The sequence below is a fragment of the uncultured Methylophaga sp. genome (assembly GCF_947259025.1).
Lineage (GTDB): Bacteria > Pseudomonadota > Gammaproteobacteria > Nitrosococcales > Methylophagaceae > Methylophaga.
On sequence record NZ_CAMYKO010000004.1, the window covers coordinates 377,579 to 395,579 of the forward strand.

20 protein-coding genes and 1 pseudogene are annotated in these 18,001 nt (G+C 48.0%); 10 read left to right on the forward strand and 11 right to left on the reverse strand.

All coding sequences use genetic code 11. The features are described 5' to 3' along the window. Positions 1–109 precede the first annotated feature (109 nt). The 6 genes from Q0X64_RS05025 to Q0X64_RS05050 form a co-directional block, all read right to left on the reverse strand. The gene (locus Q0X64_RS05025; RefSeq protein ID WP_297809448.1) at positions 110–946 is read right to left on the reverse strand and encodes a nuclease-related domain-containing protein; all 837 of its coding nucleotides are present in this window, start codon (positions 944–946) and stop codon (positions 110–112) included. A 46-nt stretch (positions 947–992) separates the two neighbouring features. Continuing rightward, entirely contained in the window at positions 993–2,204 is a 1,212-nt protein-coding gene (locus Q0X64_RS05030; protein WP_297809450.1) for an acetate kinase, read from the reverse strand. Then, positions 2,201–4,585: a phosphoketolase gene (locus Q0X64_RS05035; RefSeq protein ID WP_297809452.1), complete on the reverse strand. Its 2,385-nt coding sequence runs from the start codon at positions 4,583–4,585 to the stop codon at positions 2,201–2,203. The genes Q0X64_RS05030 and Q0X64_RS05035 overlap by 4 nt, the downstream gene beginning before the upstream one ends. A gap of 110 nt (positions 4,586–4,695) precedes the next feature. Next, the gene (locus tag Q0X64_RS05040) at positions 4,696–4,839 is read right to left on the reverse strand and encodes a hypothetical protein (RefSeq protein ID WP_297809454.1); all 144 of its coding nucleotides are present in this window, start codon (positions 4,837–4,839) and stop codon (positions 4,696–4,698) included. Between the two features lie 36 nt (positions 4,840–4,875). Further along, positions 4,876–5,898 carry a cytochrome d ubiquinol oxidase subunit II gene (gene cydB, locus Q0X64_RS05045; protein WP_297809456.1) on the reverse strand — a complete coding sequence of 341 codons (1,023 nt, stop codon included), beginning with the start codon at positions 5,896–5,898 and terminating at the stop codon, positions 4,876–4,878. Positions 5,899–5,900: 2 nt separating this feature from the next. Next, the gene (locus Q0X64_RS05050) at positions 5,901–7,304 is read right to left on the reverse strand and encodes a cytochrome ubiquinol oxidase subunit I (RefSeq protein ID WP_297809458.1); all 1,404 of its coding nucleotides are present in this window, start codon (positions 7,302–7,304) and stop codon (positions 5,901–5,903) included. Between the two features lie 300 nt (positions 7,305–7,604). On the opposite strand from Q0X64_RS05050, the pseudogene Q0X64_RS05055 reads away from it, so the two are divergent. The 3 genes and pseudogenes from Q0X64_RS05055 to Q0X64_RS05065 form a co-directional block, all read left to right on the forward strand. After that, positions 7,605–8,501, forward strand: a pseudogene (locus tag Q0X64_RS05055) (cache domain-containing protein); the annotation flags it as partial. A gap of 174 nt (positions 8,502–8,675) precedes the next feature. Beyond that, positions 8,676–9,260, forward strand: a complete 585-nt coding sequence (locus Q0X64_RS05060; RefSeq protein WP_297809883.1) for a GGDEF domain-containing protein — start codon at positions 8,676–8,678, stop codon at positions 9,258–9,260. Between the two features lie 228 nt (positions 9,261–9,488). Then, complete coding sequence (locus Q0X64_RS05065; protein ID WP_297809460.1) at positions 9,489–10,184, forward strand: VC0807 family protein; 696 nt, start codon at positions 9,489–9,491, stop codon at positions 10,182–10,184. Positions 10,185–10,388: 204 nt separating this feature from the next. Here Q0X64_RS05065 and Q0X64_RS05070 read toward each other — a convergent pair whose 3' ends face one another. The 3 genes from Q0X64_RS05070 to Q0X64_RS05080 form a co-directional block, all read right to left on the reverse strand. Continuing rightward, positions 10,389–10,883 carry a cupin domain-containing protein gene (locus Q0X64_RS05070; RefSeq protein ID WP_297809462.1) on the reverse strand — a complete coding sequence of 165 codons (495 nt, stop codon included), beginning with the start codon at positions 10,881–10,883 and terminating at the stop codon, positions 10,389–10,391. A gap of 18 nt (positions 10,884–10,901) precedes the next feature. After that, on the reverse strand, positions 10,902–11,261 hold the full coding sequence (locus tag Q0X64_RS05075; RefSeq protein ID WP_297809464.1) for a cyclophilin-like fold protein: 360 nt from the start codon (positions 11,259–11,261) through the stop codon (positions 10,902–10,904). A 143-nt stretch (positions 11,262–11,404) separates the two neighbouring features. Continuing rightward, complete coding sequence (locus Q0X64_RS05080) at positions 11,405–12,454, reverse strand: NAD(P)-dependent alcohol dehydrogenase (protein ID WP_297809466.1); 1,050 nt, start codon at positions 12,452–12,454, stop codon at positions 11,405–11,407. A 481-nt stretch (positions 12,455–12,935) separates the two neighbouring features. Here Q0X64_RS05080 and Q0X64_RS05085 point away from each other — a divergent pair, with 481 nt between their 5' ends. The 7 genes from Q0X64_RS05085 (at position 12,936) to Q0X64_RS05110 (ending at position 17,391) form a co-directional block, all read left to right on the forward strand. Then, positions 12,936–14,153, forward strand: coding sequence for an integrase family protein (locus Q0X64_RS05085; protein ID WP_297809468.1), 1,218 nt, complete (start codon positions 12,936–12,938; stop codon positions 14,151–14,153). Continuing rightward, on the forward strand, positions 14,153–14,713 hold the full coding sequence (locus Q0X64_RS05090) for a hypothetical protein (protein ID WP_297809470.1): 561 nt from the start codon (positions 14,153–14,155) through the stop codon (positions 14,711–14,713). Before Q0X64_RS05085 ends, Q0X64_RS05090 begins: the two co-directional genes overlap by 1 nt. Positions 14,714–14,896: 183 nt before the next feature. Next, the gene (locus tag Q0X64_RS13335; protein WP_366517485.1) at positions 14,897–15,073 is read left to right on the forward strand and encodes a helix-turn-helix domain-containing protein; all 177 of its coding nucleotides are present in this window, start codon (positions 14,897–14,899) and stop codon (positions 15,071–15,073) included. Next, entirely contained in the window at positions 15,063–15,689 is a 627-nt protein-coding gene (locus Q0X64_RS05095; protein ID WP_297809471.1) for a hypothetical protein, read from the forward strand. Before Q0X64_RS13335 ends, Q0X64_RS05095 begins: the two co-directional genes overlap by 11 nt. Positions 15,690–15,714: 25 nt before the next feature. Further along, positions 15,715–16,368: a VRR-NUC domain-containing protein gene (locus Q0X64_RS05100; protein WP_297809473.1), complete on the forward strand. Its 654-nt coding sequence runs from the start codon at positions 15,715–15,717 to the stop codon at positions 16,366–16,368. 15 nt (positions 16,369–16,383) lie between these two features. Next, positions 16,384–16,989 (forward strand): BRCT domain-containing protein, encoded by a 606-nt coding sequence (locus tag Q0X64_RS05105; RefSeq protein WP_297809475.1) that lies wholly within the window; start codon positions 16,384–16,386, stop codon positions 16,987–16,989. Positions 16,990–17,049: 60 nt separating this feature from the next. Further along, entirely contained in the window at positions 17,050–17,391 is a 342-nt protein-coding gene (locus Q0X64_RS05110) for an MbcA/ParS/Xre antitoxin family protein (protein ID WP_297809477.1), read from the forward strand. Here the strand turns inward: Q0X64_RS05110 and Q0X64_RS05115 are convergent. Continuing rightward, complete coding sequence (locus Q0X64_RS05115) at positions 17,388–17,741, reverse strand: type II toxin-antitoxin system ChpB family toxin (protein WP_297809478.1); 354 nt, start codon at positions 17,739–17,741, stop codon at positions 17,388–17,390. The two genes, Q0X64_RS05110 and Q0X64_RS05115, sit on opposite strands and share 4 nt — an antisense overlap. After that, on the reverse strand, positions 17,735–17,986 hold the full coding sequence (locus Q0X64_RS05120; RefSeq protein ID WP_297809480.1) for an AbrB/MazE/SpoVT family DNA-binding domain-containing protein: 252 nt from the start codon (positions 17,984–17,986) through the stop codon (positions 17,735–17,737). The genes Q0X64_RS05115 and Q0X64_RS05120 overlap by 7 nt, the downstream gene beginning before the upstream one ends. Positions 17,987–18,001: the final 15 nt, after the last annotated feature.

Here is an 18,001-nt window from a genome sequence, read left to right on the forward strand (position 1 = left end):
GCTCGTTTTTTGCCAATCATGATGGTTGATAAATGTTGCCTATAAGTCTACGGACTATAAGTCACAATAGCTGATTGGCAGGGCTCTGAGCTTGATGATGAAAGTACCCTCAGTCTCTGTATGCCCGAATATAGCGAGAAACATGATAGGCGATCAGATTGACCTCAGATTCATCAAGTTTTTCACTACTGTTGGAAATAAATGTGGGCAAGCCCTTGGGATTAAGCACCCACACATCGCTACTTTTGGCATCACTGGTGGGTTCAATAAACCAGCCTGGAAATACAATCACCGGTTTGGTTGAAAAGTGTTTACCCGTCGTTTCCTTTAGTAACTCCCGAATCCAGCTACTGGCGGCTTTGACTTGAGTAATCGGCTTGTCTGTTTTATAGCCATTGCCCAAGGTAAGTTGAGAGCCATCGAAAATAATCCGGTGCGAGCCATCGTCTGACTTTGAGTAAGTTTTGGTTTCAACAACATAAATACCGCTTTTTGCGATCACAAGGTGATCAATATTGAAACCCTTGGCAGGAATATCATGAAATACTCTGGCTGAGGTTTCCCTGAGCCTCTCCAAATATTGACCTACTGCTTTCTCACCGTCGCGGCCGAGGCGGAGCTGAGTGACCTTCCTCCGGTGTTTAAGGATGCGATAAACAAATATTGGAGCAATCAAAAGTGCGGCAATGGTCATGTTGATTGGGTGGGCATCGACCTCTTTAAACCATGTCCACCAATCCCAGACGACCAGGACCATAAGCATCGCCAAGACCGTCAAGTCTTGATTGACTTTATCGTTGATGATTTTGTCAATTTCTCTATCCAGAGACTCGGCAGGATTGTGTAAAGGATTGTCTTTAATCGGCGACTTCAAAGCTTTTCCGTCCTTGTGAAGCAAAATTAATTTATAGTTTTGATTTGGTTTTTGGTCAATGAGAACTGTCACTCAGCGTCTTGAATCAGATAATGAAAACACCAGTCAGGTACGGCAGTTAAGTATTCGACTTCAAATATTCAGCCACTTGCCGAGCTATCTGTAGCTCCTCGTCGGTGGCTATAACCAGAATCCGACTGGGGCTGTGTGAGTGTGAAATGTCTGCGTTGCTGGTATCAGCTTCAAGGTTTCGCTGTTGATCCAGAACAAGCCCGAATTTTTCCAGGCCCTCGCAGCATCGCGCCCGAACTTCTTCGGCGTGTTCTCCGATACCGCCGGTAAAAATAAGCGCATCAATCTCGCCCAGTGCAATGAGATAAGCGCCAATGTACTTACGCACATGATAGATAAACATATCGAGTGCGAGCTCAGCATCGGGCTCTCCCTGAGCGGCACGACTGAGAATTTCCCGCATATCATGCGACTGACAGATAGCCTGCAGGCCGGACTCAAAATTAAGCTGGTGGGCGATTTCTTCTGCTGACAATCCCTGTTTTTGTTGCAGGTAGAGTGGAATGGAGGCATCCAGATCGCCGCTGCGACTGCCCATCATCAGGCCTTCAAGCGGGGTAAAGCCCATCGAGGTATCCACACTCCGGCCCTGACGAATGGCACAGGCACTGTCGCCGTTGCCCAGATGCAGACTAATCAGATTAAGCTGCGACAGGGGTTTGTTCAGAATCGAGGCGGCTTCACTGGCCACATACTGATGCGAACTGCCGTGAAAGCCATAGCGGCGAATGCCAAACTCAGTGAACCAGCGTTGCGGCACCGGATAGCGATAGACATGCTCGGGCATGGACTGGTGAAAGGCGCTATCAAAGACCGCAAGCTGAGGCGTGTCAGCAAATCGTGACAGACACAGTCTGATTCCCTGTAAGTTGCCCGGTAGATGTTGAGGTGCCAGCTCGGTCAGTGCTGCTATCTCATCGACGACCTGGTCTGTCAGCCTGGCCGGTTGGGTAAATGTCGTGCCGCCATGCACAACACGATGACCGATCGCCGTCAATTCAGCGTCTGCAACTGAGCCGAGGAATTGTTCCAGATCCTGATCCATCTGGGCGAAAGCAGCCTCGAAATCAGCGAAATGCCTCTGCTGTTGAGTGGTCTCTGCATTCCCCTGCTGAATCAGCGTCAGCTGATGCTGGCCCTGCTTTTCAGCGATCCCTGTGACAGTGCCGTTGAGCAGCGTGGCTGAGTCAGGCAGGGCAATAATTTTGTATTTCAGTGACGAGCTGCCGCAGTTCACCACCAGAATATGCTGTTTCACGGCTTATCAGGCCAGGTCCAGTCAGCATATTCCGGTTTATCAACACCAAATTCGTAGGCATAAAGTCGGCACTCAATCTGCGCATCCTTGAGTTGCTGCTTGGCATGTGCACCGATTGTCTGCAGTTTCTCCACCCGGTCGATGACATCCATGGCCAGACTGAAGCGGTCGATTTCGTTTTGAATAGCCAGCTCCAGTGGGGTGTTGATGTTGCCTTTTTCCTTGTAACCGCGGACGTGGATATTCTTGTGGTTGGTGCGGCGGTAGGCCATGCGGTGCACCAGCCAGGGATAACCGTGGAAATTGAATATCACCGGTTTATCAAGGGTGAACAGGCTATCGAAATCTGGATCATTCAGCCCATGCGGGTGCTGGCTGTCGGGCAGTAACTTGAACAGATCGACGACGTTGATGAAGCGGATCTTCAAGTCTGGAAAATGCGTTTTGAGCAGCACGATGGCAGCCAGGGCTTCCTGTGTCGGTATATCACCACAACCGACCATCACCACATCTGGCTCCTGACCCTGATCGGAACTGGCCCAGTCCCAGATACCCAGGCCCTTGGTGCAATGCTTGATCGCTTCATCCATCGTCAGAAACTGCAGATGTTTTTGTTTATCGGCGACGATAACGTTGACGTAATTGTCGGCGCGTAGACAATGATTCGCCACTGACAGCAGGCAGTTGGCGTCGGGCGGCAGATAGATGCGGCAGACACTGGGGCTTTTGTTAACCACCAGATCCAGAAAACCGGGGTCCTGATGAGTGAAACCATTGTGATCCTGCCGCCATACCGTGCTGGTGATCAGCAGGTTGAGCGATGAAATCGGTGCACGCCAGTCTATCTGGTTACAGATATCCAGCCATTTGGCATGCTGGTTGAACATCGAGTCAATCACATGCACGAATGCTTCATAACTGGAGAAAAAGCCGTGGCGCCCGGTGAGCAAATAGCCTTCCAGCCAGCCTTCCAGGGTATGTTCGGAAAGCATCTCCAGAACCCGACCATCCCGTGACAGGCGGCCGCCGTCTTCATCTTCCGGTAACAGATCGGCCATCCACAGCTTGGGGCTGGCATCATAAACATCATCCAGTTTATTGGAGGAGTTTTCATCCGGGCCAAAGACTCTGAAGTTGTCCCCGTTTCTGCTCATGATGTCTCGCAGAAACCGGCCCAGTGGGCGGGTATTTTCCACCAGCTCTGCGCCGGGCGATTTCACCTCGACCGCATAATCCTCAAACCCGGGCATTCTCAGAGCGCGGCGAATCAGGCCACCATTGGCATGCGGATTGGCGCTCATGCGCTTATGACCGCTGGGTGCCAGTGCTTTCAGTTCTGGTTTTAAGCGACCTTCATCATCAAACAATTCATCCGGGCGATAGCTGAGCAGCCAGTCTTCCAGTTGTTTCAGGTGCTCGGCATTGTCTTTGACCCCTGCCAGAGGCACCTGATGCGCGCGCCAGAAGCCCGCCACTTTATGACCATCCACATAATCCGGGCCGGTCCAGCCTTTGGGACTGCGTAACACGATCATCGGCCAGCGTGGTCGTTCGACATGGCCTGATTGTCGGGCTTCAGACTGAATCGCCTGAATATCATTGACGCACTGCTCCATAACGGCTGCCATTTTCGCGTGCATGGCCATGGGCTCATCGCCTTCCACGAAATGCGGCGTCCAGCCGTAGCCTTTGAGCAGGTTTTCCAGCTCATCGTGGGAAATACGTGATAACAGCGTCGGATTGTTTATCTTATAGCCATTGAGATGCAATACCGGCAACACCGCGCCGTCGCGGGCCGGGTTGAGGAATTTATTCGAGTGCCACGAAGTCGCCAGTGGTCCGGTCTCTGCCTCGCCATCCCCTACCATCACGGTAACGAGAAGGTCGGGGTTATCAAAGGCGGCCCCGAAAGCATGTGACAGGCTGTAACCCAGTTCACCGCCTTCATGAATTGACCCCGGTGTTTCCGGTGTGCAGTGGCTGCCGATACCGCCGGGAAAAGAGAACGACTTGAAGAACTGACGCATCCCATCCAGATCTTCACTTTTATTGGGATAAACTTCCGAGTACGTGCCTTCCAGATAGACCGGGGCCAACACACCCGGTGCGCCATGACCGGGCCCGGCCAGGAAAATGGCATTCAGATCGTATTGCTTGATCAGCCGGTTCATGTGGATATAAGTGAAACTCAGCCCGGGACTGGCGCCCCAGTGACCCAGTAAACGGTTTTTGATGTGGTCAGGTTCCAGGCGGGTGCGGAGCAGGGGATTATCCTGCAGGTAAATCATGCCGGCGGCGAGATAGTTACACGCACGCCAATAAGCATGCATCTTTTCAAGTAGTGCGTTATCAAGCTCACTGGCATCTTTTGATGCATTCATAATCAAGCGCTCCCGAGTGATATGAAAAGATTCTGCTCAGGTCATCATTAACAAACGGCTCATACAATTTGATGACACTAGCGATAGACTTGATCAGATAGGGTTGTAATTCAACTGCGGTCTTTAACAGCGCCCAGCGAGTGAGCCGGCGCATGAAAAGCCTGCTCTAAACACGCATCATCAACCTGATAATACTGCTGAGCAGCAGCACACTGAGCAGACCACCAAGCCACAGGATCGCGAACCAGAGCCATTGACGCTGCTTCTCAGAGCAGTGTCTTTCAAGTAACTCAGTAATGAATTTCATCACTGGTTTTCCCCCTGAACACATAGTAGCTGTAGGCAGTGTAGGCGAGGATGATGGGAAGAAAGACAACCGTTCCAATCAACAGCAAAGACTGAGAGGTTGACACTGCGGCGGCATCCCAGACAGTAAAACTGTAAGGCACTATCCAGGGGTAAATGCTGATAAGTACGCCCAGGTAGCCAAGCAGGAAAATCAGCACAGCCATCAGAAAAGGCCTCAACTCACGGTTGCTGTGCAGGTCACGCCACAACAGCAGAAAAGCCGCCATAGTCATCAATGGTATGACAGACAGGTACAGCATGTTGGGTAGACTGAACCACAGGTTCTGGATACGGATATCATTCAAGGGCATGAATACGCTGACAATCAACATACCCAGCACAACATAAGCACTGACATACCTGGCTACACGCCGGGCCCAATCCTGGGTGTTGCCTTCGCTTTTCCATATCAGCCAGGTAGCGCCAATCAATGCATAGCCAAAGATCAGGGCCAGCCCTGTGACAATGGCAAAACCATTAGCCCAGTCCAGCGGCCCACCGGAAAAACTCCTCTGGGTGACAGCCACGCCCTGAACCAGATTGCCCAGAATGATGCCTTGCATAAAGGCCGCCAGGACAGAGCCGATATGGAATGAGGCATCCCACAATTTACGATCGCGGCCCTGGGTTTTGAAACGAAATTCAAAGGCGACACCTCGAAAAATCAACCCCAGCAGCATCAGGATGACCGGCAGGTACAGCGCCGGCATCAATATCGCATAAGCTACCGGGAAGGCTGCAAATAAGCCGCCTCCACCCAGTACCAGCCAGGTTTCATTACCATCCCAGAAAGGGGCGATGGAATTCATGATGGTGTTGCGGGACTGATCCGAGGGGGCAAAGGGAAAAAGAATGCCACAGCCCAGATCGAAGCCATCCAGCAGCACATAAATCAGCACCGCAACCGCGATTAAACCGCCCCAGATCAGGGGTAAGTCAAGCCATGATGATGAAAAGTCGAACATAATCAACGCGCCCCTTGATGATCGCCGGCGATGAGAGGAGCGGCAGTCTCATGGCCGTGCTCATAATAGCCTTCTGCCTGTTGAGACTCTATCGGACCTTTGCCGATCAGTTTGAGAATGTAGTAACTGCCAGCGCCGAAGATCAATGTGTAAAAAACGATAAAAATGACAAGACTCAGCAACACCTGCTCTGCGATAACCGGTGAGATGCTCTCGCTCGTCTTCACCACCCCGTAAACGGAGTAGGGTTGGCGGCCCACTTCTGTCACAAACCAACCGGCCAGCACTGCAATAAAGCCTGTGGGCGTCATCGCCATACACCATAACTGAAATTTCGGTGAGTCAAACAGACGCTTTCTGAAATACAGCACTGAGGCGATGACGCCGGTAAAAATCATTGCCATGCCGATCCCAACCATGATGCGGAAAGACCAGAAAACCGTGGCAACAGGTGGCCGCTCCTCTTTGGGGACATCTTTGAGACCGGGTATGACCCCATCCCCAGAACCCGTCAGCACCCAGCTGGCGCCATTGGGTATGGTAATGCCGTAGTCAGTGGTTTCAGTGTCTTCATTGGGCAGGCCAAACAGATATAACGGCTTGTTGCCGCCCTGTTCCCAGTTGCCCTCCATGGCTGCGACCTTGACCGGCTGGTGGTGCATGGTGTTCTCGCCATGCATATGGCCAATAAATAATTGCAGCGGTGAGACGAATACCGCAATCAGCATAGCCATGGAGAACATCACTTTGGCATGTTCAACATGCAGCTTACGCCAGAGGTAATAAGCACTGACCCCGGCTATCACAAAAGCAGTGGTGAGATAGGCGGCGGTGAGCATGTGGAAAAAGCGAACCGGGAAAGAAGGGTTGAAGATGACCTCCAGCCAGTTTGTGGGATAGAGCAGGCCATCAGCACCGATCTCAAACCCCTGAGGCGTTTGCATCCAGCTGTTGGCAGACAATATCCAGAAAGCTGAAATGACGGTCCCTACAGCGACGATCACCGTCGATGCAAAGTGCATTTTTTTGCTGACGCGTCCCCAGCCAAACAGCATGATCCCGAGAAATGAAGCCTCTAGGAAAAAGGCCGTCAGCACTTCATAGCCCAAGAGTGGGCCGATGACATTGCCCACCTTGTCCGAAAAGACTGACCAGTTGGTTCCGAACTGGTAAGACATGACCACGCCGGAGACCACACCCATACCAAAGCAGACAGCGAAGATTTTGATCCACATCCTGTAAATGTCTTCATACACCTGTCGGCCTGTTTTCAGGTATAACCCTTCAACCACTGCCAGCCAACTGGCAAGACCTATGGTGAATGCCGGAAATATGATGTGGAAGCTGATCGTGAAAGCAAACTGCAGCCTGGCAAGTAAAACGGGGTCAAGTTCTAGTCCGGCCATCTCAAATCCTACCCATCAATATTCATAAAATTATTCATCACTGTTGGGACTGGTATTGCTACGCTTAATATGCAAACCGAGTATAAAACATGATTGATATTTCCGGTTGATGATACCGCCTGCAAGTTTCAAGGGTTTGATCTGGATCAAACCTGGGCCATAGCGTCAGTGTTTCGTTCGTTTTCCCGGGGCTTAATGAGTACTGTATCCTGACTTATTGATTGTTTATTATTTGGCCACTGGTTAATAACCGCATTCAAGAGAAATGAATGTGACCAACCCACTCATGAACGAGGTGAAATGAAGTACGCCGCGCTGTCGAACAGAAAACAGATTTTTCTTCTGGTCACCTTCTTTATTCTCATCTTTGATGCTTTATTTGTCTGGAGCAACTACAAAGCCGCCAAAGACACGCTGCATGAAAACCTCTCGCAACGTGGTGAGCAATTACAAGACAGCTATCAAATTGCACTGGCTCAACTCAGTCAGTTTATGTTGCAGACAGCGACCTACATTGCCAACGATCCGGTGGTGGCACAGCGCTTTTACGAGGGCAAAAAAGCCGTTGCTGAGGAGGGTGGTGGCGCGGGTGGTGAGAGAGCAGATCGCCTCAGAAAGCAGCTTTACAACACTGTATCCAGTGGCTGGCAGGCGCTGAGACAGGATTATAAGGTTCGCCAGCTACACTTTCATTTGCCACTGGATACCTCATTTCTGCGTGTCCACAAGCCAGAGAAGTTTGGTGATGATTTATCTGCCATTCGTCACAGTGTCGTTGCCGTCAACAGCAAATAGGTAAAGTCGAGTGGCTTCGAGTCGGGACGCGTTTATGCGGGGATACGAGGTGTTGTACCGGTTTACTTCAACAACATCGAAACAGGTGAAAAGGTCCATGTCGGCGCATTGGAAGCCGGAACTTCATTCAACCTCATGCTGCAGGATCTGCAAAAAGCCCTGTCTGCAGACTTTGCGGTGCTGATGACAATGGAGCATGCCAGGCAGACGATGTGGCCGGACTTTTTAAAATCGTATTTAAAAACAAAGACTGAGATTCAGGACTTTTTACTGGAAGCCGCCACAAACCAGCAGCAAGTAGAGGCTATTTTCGCTCAGGATTCCGCTCAAAAGCTCCTCTATTCCTCTGATACTCAGCTGATTACCGTGGATGGCATGCCCAGAGCGGTCAGTAGTTTTCCCCTCAGAGATTATCTGGGCTCGGTCGATTCTGACAGAGATGACATCGGCCGAATCGTTGTTTGGACTTCTGCAGAAAAAGAAGTCGCAGAGTTTGAGGAAAATACCAGAACCAATCTTTTTATCGCCATCATCGGCTTTCTGGTGATTGAAAGCCTGCTGTTCTGGGCAATCAAAATGGAATCCAAATTAGAGCTGCATAAAGAGATAGCCCTGAGAGATGGTCTCACTGGTATTTTCAACAGACGTGCTTTTGATAAACGCATCTCAGAAGAGTTTTATCGTGCGAAACGTCATGATGAAGCGCTATCGGTGATCCTCTGTGATATTGATAACTTCAAAAGATACAACGATCACTATGGGCATATTGCCGGTGATCTTTGTTTGCAGAGCGTGGCTAATGCCCTGACAAAAAATCTGAAACGGTCAGGAGATTTTCTTGCCAGGTATGGCGGAGAAGAGTTTGTGATTGTGTTGCCCTCAACAGATGAACAGCACGCATTCACGATTGCAGAACAATTAAGGGCGCAGGTTGAGTCACAAAAGCTCGAGCACCTGCAAAGCTCAACGGGCAATATTGTGAGTATCAGTTGTGGTGTGGCGACAAGCAAATCGGCCGATTATGCAGCAGGTATGGAACCCGGCGCTTTACTCAATCAAGCGGATAATGCACTTTATGAAGCCAAGCGCAAAGGGCGCAATAGAGTCTGCACTGCCCGCATAGCGGTCAATAAGACTGCGGAGTCATTAAGAGCCTGCTGACAGCTGGCCGATTCACTCAGACGCAAAGCCCGATAAGCAGATAATGTTTTCCCAGTGATGAATAAAAACGCTAAGCTGGCAGGATGACATTGCTATATGACTTGGGTGAAAATAACAGGCATGAAGTTTTCATCCCCAAGCATTACAGAGCGTGATGCAATTTATCCAGGACAACGTTGTCTTGAATGGCGGGCTTTAATGGCCTGTGACAAATAGAGCAAACCACAGATGAACACCGCACCAAAACAAAAATCCAACTCGATGCTGGACCTCGTGCTCAGCATTATTCTGCCTTCCGTCATTTTGATGAAATTCAGCTCAGACGACTACCTCGGCGCCAGCGGCGGTTTAGTCGTCGCGCTGGCTTTTCCGTTGGGTTGGGGGCTGTTTGATCTCATCAAAAATCGCAAGTTCAACTTTATTGCGTTGCTCGGTTTGATCAGCATTTTGTTAACGGGTGGTATTGGGCTGCTGGCGCTGGATGTCAAATGGCTGGCAATCAAGGAGGCCGCGGTACCGGGGATTATCGGTCTCGCCGTGCTGCTGTCAGTATTCACGCCTTATCCGCTGGTGAGAACCTTGCTGTTTAATCCGGCTGTCATGGATATCAAGCTGGTTGAAGACAAGCTGGCGCAAACCAATAACCGTCAACAGTTTGAAGATCGCCTGATGAAAGCCACGTATTTTGTGGCCGGGTCTTTTGCCTTTTCAGCAGTGATGAACTACATCCTGGCAACAGCCATCGTGACAAGTCCGGCCGGCACCCAGGCCTTCAATGAGGAGCTGGGCCAACTGACTTTGTATAGCTACCCGGTGATTGCCTTGCCATCGATGCTGATGACAATGGGCATTCTTTATTACTTGTGGCGAAGCATCCGTGACTTGACCGGGCTGAAGCTGGAAGAGGTGGTGGGGCCTAAGTAAGCCTGAGAGTTTATAGCTACAAGTAAAAAAGCCCCAACACCTTTCCGCATTCAGGCTTTAAACTCTGAATCCTGTCCGGGGCCGGAATGTCACTGGCAATCAAATTGAAATGATTATATTCAGTCTGGTCGCCAAATCAGCAACCCCGCTATCCAGGATAGGGTGAAGGAATGGCTCCCTCTCCCTATCACAACACAAGACGAATTAGTGACCTGAAAGGTAAGTGTCATCAGAGACGGTTTCCATCCAGTGAACATTGCTGCCATCGTGTTTTTCCTGAATAGCGATATGGCTCATGCTGGTGGTTGATGTCGCACCGTGCCAATGCCTGTGACCAGGTGGGCACCAGACAGTATCTCCCTCATTGATAGTGATTTTTTTGCCATTTTCTAATTGGGTCCAACCTTTGCCAGACGTTACGACAAGTAGCTGACCTCTCGGATGGCTATGCCAGTTTGTGCGCGCGCCCGGTTTAAATGTCACTTGTGCTGAAGTGAGCACAGAGGGCGTCTGAGCTTCAAGATGAAAAGGATCTATCCAGGCCTGTCCAGTGAAATACTCTGCTGGCCCTTCAATCATTTGACGGGATTCTTTCGTTTTGTGGATCAGGGTGTCCTGCTTTTGAGTGAGTTCTTCTGCATTGATACTTACGGCGAAAAGCGCTATCAGAGCTGTAGTGAAGGGTAAAAATTTATTCATAAAATCTGACTCCTCTTCTTAGTCATCTGCAACGGTGATGTCCATGACAATTGTTCCAGGGTTGTTAAAAGTCGTTACATCAGCATCTATGCGGCCAATTGGTATCAGCCCTTCTGCATATTTGTCATCTTTGTAAAAGATGGCGAGGTTATTCCAGGGTGAATAGATGGTTAACTCACCGGCGGCAGGTTTATGGCCCTCAATGGCGTTTGTGGGGGCGAGTTTTTTGGGTAAAGCGTGACTGGCTTTTTCTGTGCCAGCAAAATCACGCAACTCCAGCGACAACGGCAAGAGAGAATAAAAGTCCTTGGCCGTTTGATTGTTATCAAGCTTAGCGTTGATGGTTTTCTCACCGTTAACTTGAATGATGATGTTCATTGCTTTTTCCTCTGCCATAAGCAAGTTGCAATATAGGGTCAGCCAGATAACACAAATGAATCGCAATTTTTTCATAGTCGGCCGGATTTAATTCGCCAGCATTGCCCTTTTTCTCTGTCCATCCTGTCAGGTGTAGCAGGCTTTCAGGTATCTGAAAAGCTCGCCATATCAATAACAAAGCGATACGAAATATCCCCTTTGGCTAGGTGCGTATAGGCCCCATTAATTTCATCCATGCGAATCATTTTGCAGTCCGGGTAGATATCGTGCTCAGCACAAAAATCCAGAACCTCCTGTGTTTCCTCAATGCCGCCAATCAGAGAGCCAGCAATCCGGCGGCGACCAAAAACAAGGGGCAAAGTCATCGGTTCTTCAAGCGGACCAATCTGGCCGACAATGACCAGCGTGCCGTCTACATCCAGCAAAGGAAGGTAAGGCGTAACATCGTGTTTTACCGGGGCGGTATCAATGATGAGATCGAAAAAGTTGGCTGATTGTTGCATCTCTTTTTCATTAGTAGATGCCAAAATACCCTGAGCCCCAATTTCTTTGGCTTCATCTTCTTTCGCCTTGGAGCGACTGATCACAGTAACCTCGGCGCCCATTGCCACAGCAAGTTTCACCGCCATATGTCCGAGACCTCCCAGTCCAATGACGCCCACCCGGCTGCCTTTTCCGACACTCCAGGTGCGCAGTGGTGAGTAAGTCGTGATACCCGCACAGAGGATGGGTGCAGCTTTGGCCAGGTCGAGTTGCTCGGGCACGTTCAAAACAAACTCCTCCCGAACTACGATATGTTTCGAGTAGCCGCCTTGAGTGGTTTCACCGGAAATGCGGTCGGGCATACCATAAGTTGCTGTCATCCCATGTCGACAATATTGCTCTTCGCCGTCATGACACTGATCACAGTCCTGACAGCTATCAACCATGCATCCCACAGCAACGTATTGACCGATGCCGAATTTTTGCACTTCAGGGCCAACATCGATGACACGACCCACAATTTCGTGCCCGGGAATGAGTGGATAAGGCTGAGGTCCCCAGTCACCATTAACCGTGTGCAGGTCGGAGTGACAGACACCGCAATAGAGGATTTCAATGGCAACGTCATTTTGACGTAATTCTCTACGTTCAAAATGAAATGGTTTAAGATCCGTATTTTCAGAATGAGCTGCGTAGCCGATAGTTTTCATGCCTTATCCTTACAATATGAAAAAAGGTATCAATGCTTTCAATTAGTTACTGATTTATTCAGTGTAGTCATTAACTGATTAATCGGCTTGCCTGATGCTATTGCATTGATGCTTGTTTCTCTATAAGTGGGGAGTAGCGTTATAACTTACACAATGATTATCCCCAGTCAGAAGTCTGATGAGTGGACTATCCACACAGAGGAGCCGTGACTTTGTATGGTAGGCGCTTGAGTTACGCATAAAAAAAGCCCCAACACGTTTCCGCATTGAGGCTTTTATATTCTTGATGGTGCCCAGGGCCGGAATCGAACCGGCACGGCCGCAAGGCCGAGGGATTTTAAGTCCCCCAATTTGAATCCTACCAAATCGTAATAGCTTGTAACAATCCTTGTTCTGGCTTACTATGACTCATATTAAATCGTATTAAGGCATACCTAGTTGTAGTCTGTTTGCTACCTATCTGTTACCTAATTCGACCTTCATGACTAGAAAAATAACTATAAGCCAAAAATCTGTTGAAGCGCTTCCAATAACGGGGAAGCAAGTAGATTATTGGGATTCAAAGCTTACAGGTTTTGGCGTTAGGGTTTCACCTGGTGGAACCAAGTCATATTTTTATACGGGTCGCCTTGATGGTAGACAGGTTCGTTGTAGCATAGGTAAGAATCAAATATTCAAGGCCGAGGCAGCCAGGCGAAAAGCCCTGGAGTATGCAGGCCAGTTAGCATCCGGAATTGATCCCAGAAAAAAAAGAGCTGAAGGTGTTTCTTTCGGGGTGTTGCTTGAGGAGTACATTGATTATTGCCGTAGAAGGGGCGTGGTCAGCACCAAACAGATAGAAAACACTTTAAGAAGAAATATTGAAAAAGGCTATCCCTCAATATGGAATAAGCCAGTATTGAGTATTTCAGACGATGACTGCATGAAAGTCATCAGGAAGCTAACCAGTAAAGAAAAGCTTAGAACAGCTGATAGAGTTCGCTCCTACATAAAGAGTGCGTTTACATACGCAATAAATTCGAAATCCAACACGCTTGCCTCTCAGTCCGTCCAGGATATTGGGGTTACAGTTAATCCAGTAGCACAAATGAAAAAAATAGTTGGATCAAGTAACCCCAAACAAAATGCACTGAGCGCTTCTGAACTCAAGACATACTTCAAACATGTCAGTCAATTGCCAGAGCCCACAAAATCATTGATGACACTCCATCTGTTAACAGGTGGTCAACGTCAATCGATGCTGCAAAGGGTATTGATTGATGACATTGATATGGATGCGCAAGTCATGACTTTGTATGATCGCAAGGGGCAGAGGCATAAACCAGAAATTCACATAGTCCCTTTGCTGGACAGTGCGGTTGAGTGCATCAAAAAAATCACTGCTGGACCATATATATTCTCTTGCGATGGCGGTATAACACCAGTTAACACGGATTACTTCAACAGCAATGCTAAGAAGATCTTTGAAAAAATGTTCCCTGAAGATCAGATGGGCAAAGGTAAATACTCTGCAGGGATTATTAGATCAACCGTGGAGACACGTCTTTTAGCGAAGCCCTACCATGTTAGTAGTGATATTTTAGCGAGCTTATTAAGTCATGGCCGAGGTGGCGTTCAACAAAAGCACTACCAGCATTATGATTTTTATGATGAGAAACTTCAGGCTCTGCACATGCTTGAAAGAATGGTCAATGGATAATGCCTAGCGTTAACAACATCATGGAGTCAGCACTAGAGTTTTTAGGTCAGTTTGACGAAGCTCTCAAAAGTCCAGGGCGAGATTACAAAGATCTTTGCTTCATCGATTACAGCATGGGTTTGGTTGGTAACCATTACTTGACGGTCAGAGACTCCACCAAGATAAACGAAGATGCTCTGCAATCGTTAATCTCAGAGGTTGAGAGCAACATTCTGGCATACGATACATGCGTAGAGCTTTTTGAGAGGCTTGCGCGAAAAAACCTACGTATACCCATGCCTCTTGTTGACACCATTTCAAAAATGGCCAGAAACGATTTAAAGAGGCCCACCCCCAGGGGGCGAAAAACTAAATACTATCAACATAGGATAATCCGTTCGGCAATAGGCCACCTGGCATCAGAATATGAGATGCCGATTTACCATTCATCCGATAAAGATTCGGTTTGTTCGGTGGTCAAGGAGGCGCTAGAACGACTAGGCATCTACTTAAGCTACGACCAATTGGTTGATATCTATAAAGGCAAAACACAAACAAGAAAGCCACCCGGAACGTCATAATTTCGCAGCTCAGACTAATCCAAATTTAATACGAGCTAATACGAGCTAATACGAGTTAATACGTCGAAGGGGGACTATTCACTATATGTACCCCCCTGATATTAAATTGGAGTTGTGGCGTAATTGAGCACAAGTTGAACGTGTGGAGGGGATGTTATGTCACAGCCAAATCGCTTGCCAAAAATGCTCACCCAGGAGGAAGTTGCGTCCTATCTGGGTAGGTCTAAACATTGGTGCGAAAAAGCCAGATACCAGGGTTATGGGCCCAACTATATCAAGATGGGACGACACGTAAGGTATCTGGAAGAAGATGTTTTATCTTACCTTGAGAGTTGTAAGGTGGTTCATCATGTCGATTAGATTTCCAAAGATGATGAACCCTTCTACTGGGAAGCCCTTTGTTCGAGGTGATCCTTGGCCATTTGATTGTGATCATAAAGAATATGGTCATGGTCATATTCATTTTGGTAAAAAGTTTGATCAATATCTAACTGCAGTTCAAGACTCATGCTTTAGAGGGTTCGCCTTCATGAGCTGGGCTGATGAGGCCAGAATTCAAAGGAATCGTAATAAGAACAAAGAAGGCATGAGGCTGAGATCTATATCTGAAGATTTAGACACACGCCTTCATCGGAGGGCGGCAAAAAAATACAATGAACTAGCCAAGCATCGCTCTCCAAATTTTACATTTGAAGAGTTTTTCAAAGCCCTGATGAAGGCGTGGGTGGGATGCCGAGATATACCGGGTGATTCCGGAGAGTTTGGCAAACTATGCCCTGTCCTTGGGGTGCCAATGTATCTAAATGCTGGATTTGAAGAAAGAGATAGCTCAGTAAGCATACATCGTATCAATAATGAACATAATTATAGTCCCAGCAATGTGATGCTTATATCTTACAGAGCTAATAGATTAATTAGTGATGCAAGTTTTGATGAGATTCAATCTGTTTATCAGTTTATGCTGAGACACCAATAATCGATCCTTATGCAATAAACGATATATGAACAAGCTATCACTTGAGAGTCAGTGTCAAATGTTATCGCTTCCTTTGGATGAGATTGAGCTGAGCTATAGTGGAAAGCCAGAGCCAGCACTACTTCAGCATTTTGAGACTCAGGGATACATTGGATCATCAAATGAGGGAATCACTTTCCACACTGTTTTGAAGGCGTTAATGCTGGATAAGCTTGCTGAGATAAACACTTTCAACGAGAGAGCTGACGCTTGCACCAGGTATTTAGAAGCGCAGCTGACCATTCATAAAGACAAATTACCTGAAATAATCGGTTCGATTAAAGGTGCAAGCAAACAAGCATTTTGCTTAAATTTGAAGGAAATACTTCAGCAGCCATTTATTAAAAATGAGTATCCAACCCTATCTTTTGAGTGTTGCGAGGCTTTGTTTGATGCGATTGACCTGGACACCTTCACCAAAGTCGCTGAAAAGTTTTCTGAAGACCCTTACACCTACCGGAGTGGGTGGCCAGATTTAACCTTGGTGAAAGGAAGCGAAGTACGATTCGTTGAGGTTAAGACGACAGATAAACTTCATCAAAGTCAGTTGGTGACCATACCCGCTCTCAGGGAATGCCTCCCGTATGACTTCAGTGTTTATAGAGTCAAAAAGCTAGGATCAAGCAAGGCGTATGATTAATACAAGGAGAGAAATATGGATATTTTCACGAAGTTTAACCGGAATAAGATTCAAGATCGGCAGGTAGACACCCTGATTGGTCTCAGTAAGGGCATTACTGCTGATGGAAAGGTAGACCAGGCTGAGGCGGAATTCTTGCAATCCTGGCTTGTGCAAAACTACCATACCGACAATCCCATCATTATGAATCTCTTGGATAAGGTCACCGTCATGCTTGAAGACGGGATTCTCGATCCTGACGAGTCTACGGAGCTGCTCTCTATTCTACGTTTGATTTCCGGTGAAGAGACAGAAATCGGGGAAGTGGCCAAGCCCTCGGCTTTGCCCGTTTGCTCTCCAGCCCCAAGTATTGCTTTTGAAGATAGCCTGTTTCTTTTCACTGGCACTTTCGCTTATGGCACACGCAAAGAGTGCCAGCAAGCCATTGAATCTCTTGGAGGCCTGAATGCCAAGGGTGTTACCAAAAACCTCAATTACCTGGTTTTGGGCACTTATGTCACAGACAGCTGGGCACATGAAAGCTTTGGTAGGAAGATCGAAAAGGCCATGGCTTACCGTGATTCAGGCGTGCCATTGTCGATCATCACTGAAGAACATTGGGTTAATGAGGCTGGGTTTTAATCAGTGAGTGCCCCGGAGCAATCTAAGGCAGACAAAAGATACATTCTTGCAAATGCATTAATGACAGCTTCGGAAGATTTGGGCCTGGACACAACAGAACTGGCCAATGCTATTGGCGTTGATGCGGCTGAAATTATTCAAATCAGGGAAAACTCATCTCTCGACCCTGAGAGCAAACAAGGTGAGATAGCACTTCATCTTATCCGCATATCTCGCGACTTACATGCATTAACCAATGGCGACAAAGACTGGATACAGGCTTTCATGCGATCTGAAAACCGCGGCACCGGTGGCGTGCCAGTCAAACAAATTGCCAGTGTGGATGGCTTGATGAAGGTTGTTCGCTATATTGATGCCATGCAAGAAAGCAACGGAACCGGTCAAGTTTTTGGTAGCAGTTAACCTTCAATGATTGAAGAAAGGATAGCGCTGGCTTCATCCACAACATGCCTTGGAGCTGACTCAACCTTGACTGCTTTTCTCGCAGTCAAATCCATCATCCGAATAGCGTTAAGCAGCACCACGCCCTGAGTCTCTGTGCCGCTACCCATTAGCGGCACAGTAAACCCTTTATATCGGGCATGATTACCACCTTGAGTGATAGGCGCCACTAAAACCATACCAAGCTTGTTGAATAGCGCAGGAGATAACACCAAGCATGGTCTGAAATCACCTTGTGTTTCCCGGCCAACTGTTGGGTTAAGAGAAACCCTGACAATGTCTCCCTTGTTGAAACTCGCTCTTCTTACCACACTTCATTCCCGACAGGTTCAGAGCGATCCCATTCCTTGAGTTCTTGCGACATAGGTGCAGACTCATCGCATTTCGCCACTAAGTCCTCAAGGCGATATTTTGGCTTCGTTGAGCTGATGACAATCTTGCCATTAATCTCTTCAATGCTCACTTTGTCACCGGCCATCAGATGTAATTTCTGAAGCAAGGACGCCGGGATAATTGCGCCTTCAGAGTTGCCGATTTTTCTAATGCTTGATTCCATAAAACCACCTAATCA